Annotated in this window: 12 protein-coding genes; 5 read left to right on the forward strand and 7 right to left on the reverse strand. The window is 66.0% G+C overall.

Features of this window, described 5'->3' with window-relative positions; translation table 11 throughout:
* The first annotated feature begins 129 nt into the window (after positions 1 to 129).
* On the forward strand, positions 130 to 1107 hold the full coding sequence (locus tag EN781_RS14545) for a threonine/serine dehydratase (RefSeq protein WP_126057268.1): 978 nt from the start codon (positions 130 to 132) through the stop codon (positions 1105 to 1107).
* Positions 1108 to 1147: 40 nt separating this feature from the next.
* On the opposite strand, the gene EN781_RS14550 is transcribed toward EN781_RS14545, so the two are convergent.
* From EN781_RS14550 to EN781_RS14570, 5 genes are all read right to left on the reverse strand, one after another.
* Positions 1148 to 2113, reverse strand: coding sequence for an MBL fold metallo-hydrolase (locus EN781_RS14550; protein ID WP_126057267.1), 966 nt, complete (start codon positions 2111 to 2113; stop codon positions 1148 to 1150).
* A 95-nt stretch (positions 2114 to 2208) separates the two neighbouring features.
* Positions 2209 to 3345, reverse strand: coding sequence for an ABC transporter permease (locus EN781_RS14555; RefSeq protein WP_127400086.1), 1137 nt, complete (start codon positions 3343 to 3345; stop codon positions 2209 to 2211).
* Positions 3346 to 3353: 8 nt separating this feature from the next.
* A complete protein-coding gene (locus EN781_RS14560; protein WP_126057266.1) occupies positions 3354 to 4274 on the reverse strand; it encodes an ABC transporter ATP-binding protein in 921 nt (306 codons plus the stop codon).
* Positions 4271 to 5224, reverse strand: coding sequence for an HlyD family efflux transporter periplasmic adaptor subunit (locus EN781_RS14565; RefSeq protein WP_126057265.1), 954 nt, complete (start codon positions 5222 to 5224; stop codon positions 4271 to 4273). Before EN781_RS14565 ends, EN781_RS14560 begins: the two co-directional genes overlap by 4 nt.
* Positions 5221 to 5964 (reverse strand): DUF1956 domain-containing protein, encoded by a 744-nt coding sequence (locus EN781_RS14570; RefSeq protein WP_126057264.1) that lies wholly within the window; start codon positions 5962 to 5964, stop codon positions 5221 to 5223. The genes EN781_RS14565 and EN781_RS14570 overlap by 4 nt, the downstream gene beginning before the upstream one ends.
* A 91-nt stretch (positions 5965 to 6055) precedes the next feature.
* Here EN781_RS14570 and EN781_RS14575 point away from each other — a divergent pair, with 91 nt between their 5' ends.
* From EN781_RS14575 to EN781_RS14585, 3 genes are read left to right on the forward strand one after another with little or no spacing between them, the layout of a single operon-like run.
* Positions 6056 to 6529 (forward strand): CYTH domain-containing protein, encoded by a 474-nt coding sequence (locus EN781_RS14575; protein ID WP_127400085.1) that lies wholly within the window; start codon positions 6056 to 6058, stop codon positions 6527 to 6529.
* The gene (locus EN781_RS14580) at positions 6526 to 7467 is read left to right on the forward strand and encodes a CHAD domain-containing protein (RefSeq protein WP_126057262.1); all 942 of its coding nucleotides are present in this window, start codon (positions 6526 to 6528) and stop codon (positions 7465 to 7467) included. Before EN781_RS14575 ends, EN781_RS14580 begins: the two co-directional genes overlap by 4 nt.
* A gap of 49 nt (positions 7468 to 7516) precedes the next feature.
* Positions 7517 to 8317, forward strand: a complete 801-nt coding sequence (locus EN781_RS14585; protein WP_126057261.1) for a lipo-like protein — start codon at positions 7517 to 7519, stop codon at positions 8315 to 8317.
* A gap of 1 nt (position 8318) precedes the next feature.
* Here the strand turns inward: EN781_RS14585 and EN781_RS14590 are convergent, their stop codons facing one another.
* Positions 8319 to 9116, reverse strand: coding sequence for a helix-turn-helix transcriptional regulator (locus EN781_RS14590; protein WP_126057260.1), 798 nt, complete (start codon positions 9114 to 9116; stop codon positions 8319 to 8321).
* Positions 9117 to 9428: 312 nt separating this feature from the next.
* Between EN781_RS14590 and EN781_RS14595 the strand changes: the two genes are divergently transcribed.
* Positions 9429 to 10088: an ATP/GTP-binding protein gene (locus EN781_RS14595; RefSeq protein WP_245455295.1), complete on the forward strand. Its 660-nt coding sequence runs from the start codon at positions 9429 to 9431 to the stop codon at positions 10086 to 10088.
* 44 nt (positions 10089 to 10132) lie between these two features.
* Here the strand turns inward: EN781_RS14595 and EN781_RS14600 are convergent.
* Positions 10133 to 10582, reverse strand: a 450-nt coding sequence (locus EN781_RS14600; RefSeq protein ID WP_145965506.1) for an STAS domain-containing protein, incomplete at its 5' end; no start/stop codon positions are given.

Below are 10582 nucleotides of genomic sequence, written 5' to 3' on the forward strand. Positions count from 1 at the left end.
CTGTTGGGGTGAGGGGCGGCGCCAACGGCAGCTATAATCCGCCAACCTTGTAATCATCACATTTTTTCGTTGGCGCGCCGCGGCCTTTTCCGTGCACCATGGGCGGTCTGTTTGCTCAAGGCCGCGCCCATGACCGTCCCTCCCGGCATCGCCGATATCCGCAACGCCGCGGCGCGCCTCTCCGGCCTGATCGTCGAGACGCCGCTGATCGAATCGCCGGAGCTCAACAAGCGCTATGGCGGCCGCATCCTGTTCAAGCCGGAGACGTTGCAGCGCACCGGCTCGTTCAAGTTCCGCGGCGCCTACAACAAACTGTCGTCGCTGAGCGCGGCGGAGCGCGGTCGCGGCGTCGTCGCCTTCTCCTCGGGCAATCACGCGCAGGGCGTCGCCGCTTCCGCCGCGATGTTCGGCGTCAAGGCGGTCATCGCCATGCCGGCCGACGCGCCGGCGATGAAGATCGGCAATGTCCGCAAGATGGGCGCCGAGGTGGTTCCGTTCGACCGCTTTCGCGATGACCGCATGACGGTGGTTCGTCCCTGGCTGGACAAGGGCATGGCGCTGGTTCCGCCCTTCGACGATCCGGCCATCATCGCCGGCCAGGGCACGATCGGCCTCGAGCTGATGGCCCAGGCCAGGGCTCTCGGCGTCAGCCTCGACGCGGTCGTCATTCCCTGTGGCGGCGGCGGCCTGTCGAGCGGCATCTCCGTTGCCGTCAAGGATGCCTCGCCGGACACCGCGGTCTGGGCCGCCGAACCGGAACATTTCGACGACACCCGCCGTTCGCTGGCCAAGGGTGAGAGGGTCGCCAACGAGCCCGGCCACACCTCGATCTGCGACGCCATCCTCACCGCCGAGCCCGGCGCCATCACCTTCGAGATCAACCGCAAAAACCTCGCCGGCGCTGTCGCCGTGTCCGACAAGGCGACGGCGCAGGCGATGCGCGACGCCATGGCCCATCTCAAGCTGGTGGTCGAGCCCGGCGGCTGCGTGGGCCTCGCCGCGCTCTCGTCCGGCGAGATCGATCTCGCCGGCAAATGCGTCGCCGTCGTGCTCTCTGGCGGCAATGTCGATTTCGACACTTATGCGGAGATCATGGCGGCGGCTTAGGGGACTGCGGGCATTGGACGCCTGAGTCGTTCTGGAGCCGTCAAAGCGAAAACGTCTTGCCGACCACGGATGGAGCGACCGTCTCGCCATAGGCGGCCGCAAGCGCGCTCACGGCGCGCCAGCCCGTGCAATGCCCGGGCGATATCAGCTGCAGGTCAAACTCGGCCAGTGCTTCGACCGTCTCGGGGATGATCGGCTCGGTCACCCCCGAGAGGTGGAAGCCGCCGAACGCGCCGTAGAGCGGAATTTCCGGAAACCGTGCCTTGGCGTGGGTCAGGACGTTGATCAGGCCGGCGTGCGAGCAGGCGGTGAAGACGATTTGCCCCTTGCCGGCCACGTTGATTGCAACGTAGCGCTCGTCCGGCATCACTTCGTCCAGTTCCCAGCCGCCTGCGGCGGTCTGGCGATACTGGCCGGGAAAGCCGCGTTCGAACCGGGTCACGCGCGGGATTTCGCCGCTGACATAGAACGTCTCGTCAAGAAGCAACTGCTCGTCGCGGGTAACGATGACATCGGCGCCGCTCCCGGACAGGACCTCCACGCTCGGCACCAGTTCCATCGGCCGAAACTGCCCATCGGCGGATTTGGTCGCCCGCAAGGCGAACATGTCGGGATGCATGTAGGTCGGGACGGGCCGCCCGCCATTGGCCATCGTGATCATCTGCAGGGCGCGCGGCATTGCGCCGGCGTGGTCCCAGTGCCCATGCGACAGCATTACCGCCCCAACCTCCCCGAGATCGACGCCGAGCCTGACCGCGTTGCGCTCGAACACCCATTCCTCGGGCCCGGTGTCGAACAGCAGCGTGCGGCTGGCCGATGCCGTCCGGACGGTGATCAGGCAGGAAAGCCCATGCGCGGCGCAGCACAGGCATTTGCCCGACAGCCATGGCATCCCGCGACGGCGAAGGCGGGCGAACTCGGTCTCGACGAAGCCGGGGCTCGACGACAGGCTGTCCGTCGCGTTGTCGACGAGAAAGATGACCTCTGCCGTATCGACGACCCTCATCGGACCAGCTCTGATGATACAGGAACCACCACTCTATCGCATTCGAGCGTCCGGCACAGCCGCGACAAGCGTGCGGAGCCCATGCCTTGCTGGACCTAGTCCAGCGTCCGCCTGAACCGCACCAGCGCCACGCCGGCAAACACCGCCACGAACAGCACCAGCCAGCCGATCTCGGTCGCCACCGCCGGCAGCTCGGCGCCCTTTAGCATCACCGCGCGGATGATGCGCAGGAAATGCGTCAGCGGCAGGATCTCGCCGAACAGCTGCGCCCAGCCCGGCATGCCGCGATAGGGGAACATGAAGCCCGACAGCATGATCGAGGGCAGGAAGAAGAAGAAGGTCAGCTGCAGCGCCTGCATCTGCGTGCGTGCGATCGTCGAGATGGTGTAGCCGAGCAGCACCAGCGCCAGCACGAAGATCAGCACGGCGGTCAACAGCAGCGAGATCGAGCCGGTGAACGGGATGGAAAACAGAAGCTTCGCCGCCGCCAGCACCACCACCACCTGCACGGCGCCGACCACCAGATAGGGCAGCACCTTGCCCATCATGATCTCGAGCGGGCTGGAGGGCATGGCGAGCAGGTTCTCCATCGTGCCGCGCTCGGTCTCGCGCGTCAGCGCGATCGAGGTCATCATCACCATCGTCATCTGCAGGATGACGCCGAGCAGGCCGGGCACGATGTTGTATTGCGAGATGCCTTCGGGATTGTAGCGCCGGTGCACCACCACTTCGAGCTGGCCCTTGGCGGTTTCCGCCGCCGCCTCCTGCATGCCGCGCGCCCGAAGCAGCGCCTGGTTGGCGACCGTGCCCAGCGTCGAGATGGCGCCGCTCGCCACGGCCGGGTCGGTGGCGTCGGCCTCGATCAGGATCTGCGGACTGTCACCGCGCTCGACGCGGCGGGCGAAATCGGCGGGAATGGTGACGACAAAGGCGACGTCGCCGCGCGACATCAGGAACTCGGCCTCGGCGGCACTTTGCGCGACATGGTCGAAGCGGTAATAGCCGGTGGTCTGCAGCGCCGAGACCATGGCCCGCGTATAGGGATCGCTGCTCGTCGCCACCAGCGCCGCCGGCAGGCTCTTCGGATCGTTGTTGATGGCATAGCCGAACAGCACCAGCTGCATCAGCGGTACGCCCAGCATCATGGCGAAGGTGATGCGGTCGCGCCGCATATGGATGAACTCCTTGATCAGCAGCGCGCCGAGCCTGGCGAAGGAGAACAGGGCGCTCATCCTGTTTTTCATCCCATATTGTCCTTCGAGCCGGCCATGAACTGGATGAAGACGTCCTCGAGGCTGGTTTCGCCCGGCGTCACCGTCACGCCCTTGTGCTGCTTTTCGACATCGGCGAGCGCCGCCTTGAGCGCCTGTTTGTCGGAGCCGACGACATGCAGCGTCGCGCCGAACGGCGCCACCTGGTCGACGCCGGCGCGGCCCTGCAGCGCCTCCGCGACCTGGTCGAGACGCGGACCCTGCACCACGAAGGTGGTGAGCCCGGCATTCTTCACCACCTCTTCCACAGTGCCGGTGGCCAGCATCTTGCCGTAGGAGATGTAGCTGATGCGGTGGCAGCGCTCGGCCTCGTCCATATAATGGGTGGAGACCAGCACGGTCAGGCCGCCGCTCGCCAGCCGGTGGATCTCGTCCCAGAATTCTCGCCTTGCCTTGGGATCGACGCCCGCCGTCGGCTCGTCGAGCAGAAGCAGCCTCGGCTTGTGCATGATGCAGGCGGCGAGCGCCAGCCGCTGCTTCCAGCCGCCCGACAGCGTGCCGGCGAGCTGGTTCCGGCGTGTCGTCAGGCCAAGCTCCTCCAGCGTCCGCGCCACATGCTCCTCGACCGGTCTCAGCTGGTAGAGCCGGGCCACGAATTCGAGGTTCTCGCCGATCGTCAGATCCTCGTAGAACGAGAATTTCTGCGTCATGTAGCCGACTTCGCGCTTGATCCTGAGCGCATCGGTGCGGATGTCGAGGCCGAGCACCGTGCCTTCGCCCTCGTCCGGCGTGAGCAGTCCGCACATGATGCGGATGGTCGTCGTCTTGCCCGAGCCGTTCGGCCCCAGGAAGCCGACGATCTCACCCTCGGCCACCGTCATCGTCACGTGGTCGACGACGGTCTTGTTGCCGAAGCGCTTGACCAGGCCATGGACGTCGATGGCGTTCATTTTCCGGCATCCGCCAGGTCGACGTCGACGATCTGCCCGGGCTGCAGCGGGCCGGCATCGCCCTCCGGCCGCGCCTCGACCAGAAACACCAGCTTCTGCCGGTTCTCCAGCGAATAGATCACCGGCGGCGTAAACTCCGGATCCGGCGACACATAGCTGACGCGCGCCCTCAGATCAGGCCCGCAGCCGTCGCAATGGACGCTGAGCAGCGCACCGACCTTGACCGAGGAGAAGGCGCTTTCCGGTACATAGACGCTGACCTTCACGGCGCCGTCCGGCAGTATCGAGATGACAGGCGCCGTCGGGCCGGCGGTGTCGCCCGGATTGCGGATCACGTCGTTGACGCGACCGGGCGAAGGCGCCGTCAGCACGCGCTTGGACAGCCGCCACTGAGCCTGTCCCAGGGCCGATTGCGCCTGCTTGACCTGGTTGTCGGCGGCCTTGATCGTTTCCGGGCGTGCCGGCAGACCGCCGACAGCGAGGTTGGCTTCGGCCTGGCCGACCTGCGCGTTGGCCGTCTCCAGCGCGGCCGACGCCGTATCGTAATCTGCCTGCGTGCCGGTGCCGCGCTTGTAAAGGTCGCTGGCGCGGTCATAGCGGCGCTTGGCGTCGGCGGCCTGAGCCCTGGCCATGTCGACTTGTGCCTTCAGCACGGCGATTTCTTCCGGACGCTTGCCCACTTGCAGGTCGGCGAGCTGCGCCTGCGCCTGCGCCAGCGCTGCCTCAGCCTGAGCCACGGTGATCTTGGCGTCGGCGCTCTCCAGCGTCACCACCGTCGCGCCCGGCGCGACGCGGTCGCCGCGCTTGACCGCGACGGTCTCCACCTGCGCGACCTCGATCGGTGCCAGCAACACATAGTCGCCCTCGACATAGCCTACGGCCAGCGGTGCAGCCGGCGCGCAGGCGCCGAACAGCTGGGCGGCTAGCGGCAGCGAACAGAGAAAGCTCATGATTTGCCCTCCTTGCGGGCGGCCACGGTGCCAGCGGCCGGATTGCGGGCAGCCAGATTGCGGGCGGCAAGCATTGCGCTGAGATTGTCCGAGGCGATCGCCACCACCTTGGCCGCCTCGGCCTCGCCGATCTCGCGCCAGCCCATCCGGCGCATCACCGCCTCGCGGCCGATGCGGAAATAGATCACCTGGCCGATCAGCGTGAAGACGGTGAGCCGGGTGCGCTCGCTCTCGGCCGGTTCGCCCGTGGCCTGCTCCCAGATCATGCAAAGCCTGCGATGCGTCGGCTCGAACACGCCGGCATAGATGCGGTCGAGCGCGGCGGTCGGGTGGGAAAGCTCTCTAAGTACGAATTGTACGATCTCGCCTGCCTGCGGGCTCGCAACGATGAAGGCCACCATCCGCTCCAGCGCCGTGAAAAGCTGCGCCCGTGCCGCTTCCGCGTCCGCCGGCGCTGGCGCGGCGCTGACGGCCTGGTTTCCAAGTGCTTGCCCGGCAATCGTCTGGATGGTGTCGACGATGTAGTCGGCGGCGGCGGCGCGCAGGCCTTCCTTGCCGCCGAAATGATAGGCGATGGAGCCGATATTGGCCTTGGCCTCCGCCGCGATCTCGCGCGTCGAGGTGCCGTCGAAGCCTTGCCGGCCGAACAGCTTCAGCGCCGCGTGCACAAGTGCGGCGCGCGTCTGCTCGGCGGGAGAAGCTTCGCGATGGGGAGGTTTGACGCTCGTTTTCTTGCTCACGGTATTCGTTTAATCAATCGATTGATTAAAGTCAATCCGATTCTCAGCTTCGGCTTGCCATGTCCGTCCGCGCGCGCTTTAGTGCGCGGCCATGGGCAAGGAAGTCGAACGCAAATTCCTGGTCTCCAGCGCCGCCTGGCGTGACCTGGCCGAGGCGGATATCCGCATCCGGCAATTTTACCTTGCCGCCGCCCCCGGCCGCACGGTCCGCGTGCGCATCAGCGACGACACCTCAGCGGAACTGACGCTCAAATTCGGCAGCAAAGCGCGCGAGCGCGACGAGTTCGAATATCCGATCCCACTTGCGGAGGCTGAAGAAATGCAGGCCTTCGCCATCGGACGTGTCATCGAGAAGACACGTCACCATGTTAGGCACCGCGGCTATCTCTACGAAGTCGATGTCTTCGGCGGGATGCTGGCGGGGCTGGTGGTCGCCGAGCTCGAGACGCCGGAAGACGTGCCGGACGAAATGCTGCCTGATTGGCTCGGCCGTGAAATCACAGGCGAGTCGAGGTTCTACACCGCGTCGCTCGCCCTTGGGGGGATTCCGGAGATCGCCGCATGAGTTTTCGCATCGATCCGCACCTGCCGCTGACCGGCGAGGTCAGGCGCATCCTGACTGACGAGGTCGGCAAGGCGCTCGCCCATCTCGAGATGGCGCGTGAGAAGCCCGAGCAGGGGCTGCATAAATGCCGCAAGCGGTTGAAGAGCGTGCGTGCATTGCTGCGCCTGGTTCGTTCCGGTGACGAACCGTTCTGCCAGACCGAAAACGAGTGCTACAAGCAGGTATCGGCGCTGCTTGCCGGGCCGCGCGAGGCGACCGCCCTGATCGAAACCATCGACCGCCTGGCAGCAAGCTTCCCGGAGCAGAGCGCCGGCGGCGGCCTCGATGCCGTCCGCGACCGGCTGGTTATGCGCCAGCATGAGTTGCATGCCGGCGCAGGTCTCGATGCCGCGATCAGTGCCGCGGCTGCCGCTTGCCGGGAGGGCCTCGGCCATATCGACAGGCTCTCCCTGCCCGACCAGCCCGAGCAGGCGGCCGACATTCTCGCCGAGGGCGCCCGCGCCACCTTGCGGCGGGCGCGCAAAGCGCTGGACAAGGCTGGGTCCCGCGGCGAGGCGGATGATTTCCACGACCTGCGCAAGGCGGCCAAGACCCACAGCATGCACCTGTCGCTGCTCGGCCGGCTGTGGCCGACACCGATCAAGGCCCGCCGCAAGGCGGTCGATGCTCTGGGTGAACGGCTGGGCGAACTCCACGATGTCTTCGTCATGCGCGCCCTGCTCGATGCCGAAGCCGAGCCGCTCGGACCGCCAGAGGATACAAAGCTTCTCGGCAAGCTCCTGAAGCGCTCGGAAAAGAGCCTGCGCAAGTCAAGCCTCGCCGAGGCGGCCGAACTGTTCGGCGACAGCCCCAAACGGTCGACCAGGAAACTTGCCCGCAAGGCCCGCGATGACCTCGCCGGAGCAGCCCAGGAAGATCTGGCGGCCGCCGCCGGCTAACGGGCGCTGCTGGCGTCCCCCCGCCGGCCCATGCTAATCACGCTCTACCATGACCGCGCCGGCCGAAACCCTTCTCGACCGCCTTGGCCGCTGGCTTGCCAGCCGGCTGCAGGATGAGTCCTCGGGCTATGAGCCCTACACACCGTCCGATGCCGAAACGCTGCGCCGCGCGCTGGAACCGGGCGACATCCTGCTCATTGAGGGCAACCAGAAGATCTCGGCGGTCATTAAATACCTGACCCAGTCGACATGGTCGCATGCTGCCTTCTATGTCGGCGATGCCTTGCCCGCGCCTGAAGACGGTTCGGAGCGGCCGCGCCTGATCGAGGTCACGCTCGGCGAGGGTTGTGTCGCCGTGCCGCTGTCGCGCTACCGCACCTACAACACCCGCATCTGCCGGGCGAGCGGCCTGACGCCCGAAGACCGCGACCATGTCGTGGCCTTCATGATCGGCAAGCTCGGCCTGAAATACGATCTCAAGAATATCTTCGATATGCTGCGATTTTTCTTTCCAACGCCGCCGGTGCCGGTGCGCTGGCGCCGCCGCATGCTGGCGTTCGGGTCCGGCGATCCGACGCGGGCGATCTGCTCGACGCTGATCGCCGAGGCCTATGGCCAGATACGCTATCCGATCCTGCCCGAGATCACCCGCGCGCCCGGCCGCGCCTCGGCGCAATCGAGCTACATGCGCCGCGAGATCTTGCACATCCGCCACCACTCGCTCTACACGCCGCGCGATTTCGACCTGTCGCCCTTCTTCCGCATCGTCAAGCCGACGCTGGAATATGGCTTCGACTACCGGGCGGTGACCTGGGACGACAAGGCGGCCGAGGCCAAGGCCGCGGAATAAATTAGGCGGGCTGGCGTGGTTTGCCGGCAACGGGCCGGCCGCTCGGCCTCGCGCCGCCATCGCGTGCATGCGGCCCGATCGGCATGATCGCCGGAAACGGCGTCGCCCCGAAGGCGAACGTCCATTTGTAGCCGATGAGCTGTTCCTCCGGTGTCGTGTGCTGGTCGTGATGGGCAAGCAGTTTTGCGCGCTCCGCCAGCTCTTCCGCCTCGCGCCGCACCATCTCCGCCGTCTCAGGTCGCATCCGCCGCGAGAAGCTGACGAAACTCGCCTCGCGCTCCAGATGGGTGATCGCCCAGCCGATGAAATTCTTGTTGGTCGTCTCGAATAGCGGCCTCAGCGGCCCGTCGAAATTCCACTGGATCGGCGTCTCGACCAGCAGCCGCGCCGAAAGCCCGCGCCCGATCTCGACAAGGCCGAGCTCTTCCAGGTCGCGCAGATAGAGGAACATAGAGGCCTCGCTCAACCCTTGAGAACGCATGATGCCCTGGGGTGTGAACTTCTCCGAGAGCATGATGAAGACGAACAGCAGCGCCGGCCGTGCAGAAAGTTTGCGCTCGATCTCCGGCGCGACATGGTTGGCGGGTCCCGGCCCCCTGTTCATCGATCCCAGCACGTTCTCCAGCTCGACCTCGGCGGCGGCGCAGATCTCGACCAGGCGGTCGAGCTTGCAGTTCTTCTCATGGAAGACACGCTTCACCGTCGGCTCGGAAACACCCATGCGCTCGGCCAGCATGCGATAGGTCAGGCCCTTCGCCCTCAGCGTGCGTTTCAGCGCCTCGAAGATCGGACCGTTCATGGAATGCACCTCGCCAGCGCGAATTCGTATCGATTTGTGATACTAGCTGGAAGAGGCATTCCGGAAAAGTATCAAAAACCCTAGCTCTCCGCCGTCATCACAGGAGACCAGGCCATGAAGACCCTCATCGCTTCGACCATCTTCGCGATCGCCGGCATTGCGCTGACTTCAGTCGCCGAGGCCGGCGAAATCTGGCGCGCCACCGGCTTCGAGCAGCCGGAATAGGCGCTCTTCGATGCCGTCAACAAGCGCATCATCGTCTCCAACATCGTCGGCAATCCCGGCGCGGCCGACGGCAATGGCTACCTTTCGGTGCTATCGCTCGACGGCAAGGTCGTCACGCGGCATTGGACCGACGGCATGGACGCGCCCAAGGGCATGGCGATTTCCGGCGGCAAGCTCTATGTCGCCGACATCACCAGGGTCCGCGTCGTCGATCTCTCCAGCGGCAAGCTGCTCACAAGCATCGACGTGCCGGACGCCGTCTTCCTCAACGACATGACGGCCGACAGCGCGGGCAAGGTCTATGTCAGCGACATGCTGGCCGACGCGATTTACCGCATCGACAGCGACACACCGAAACTGTTCGTCAAGAACGCCGCGCTTGCCTCGCCCAACGGCGTCTTCGCCGACGGCGGCAGGCTGATCGTCGCGTCCTGGGGCAAGGGCATCAAGCCTGACTTCAGCACCGCCGAGCCCGGCGGCCTGCTTGCGGTCGACCTCGCCACCAGGACGGTTTCGCAATTACCCGGCGCGGAAAAGTTCGCCGACCTCGACGGCGTCGTCGCCATCGGCGACAGCATCTACGCCACCGCCTACATGACCGGCACGCTCTACCGCTATCACGGCGGTGGCAAGCCTGAGGTGGTCGCCACCTTCAAGCCGGGCAGCGCCGACATCGGCGCCGATGGCAAAACCATCTTCGTGCCGCTGATGAACGAGGGCGAGGTCGCCGCGCTCAGCCTCGATTGAAGCCGTCGGGCGGTCGGCTCGAGTTGAGGCCGCCCGCTCAGCGATCAGGCGGCGGGCGCCTTGAGCTGCGCCTGCGCATCGCGGATCGAGGCGGCGTAGGTGACCAGCGGCCGCTTGACGCCGTGGTTGATCAGCATGCGCCGCGTCTGCGGCGCAGCGCCGGCGATGATAAAGCGCACGCCGGCGCGCTTGGCCTTGTGCGCCGCGCCCTCGATGACGTTGGCCGCGGTGGAATCGAAGAACGGCACCGCCGAACAGTCGAGGATGAAGTTCTTCCTCTGGTCGGCGATGCGGTCGAGCACGGCGCCGACGGTCGAAGCGGCGCCGAAGAAGAAGGCGCCCGAAATGCGGTAGACGACAGTGTCGGCATCGCTCGCCTCGCTGGAATCATAGGCGGTGGCGCGGTCGGCGACGTCCTCCGGCACCAGCGGCTGGTCGGCCTCGACGGCGATCGATTTGGCCATGCGATCGATGAACAGGATCGAGCCCAGCGC

The organism is Mesorhizobium sp. M4A.F.Ca.ET.090.04.2.1 (assembly GCF_003999085.1).
Lineage (GTDB): Bacteria > Pseudomonadota > Alphaproteobacteria > Rhizobiales > Rhizobiaceae > Mesorhizobium.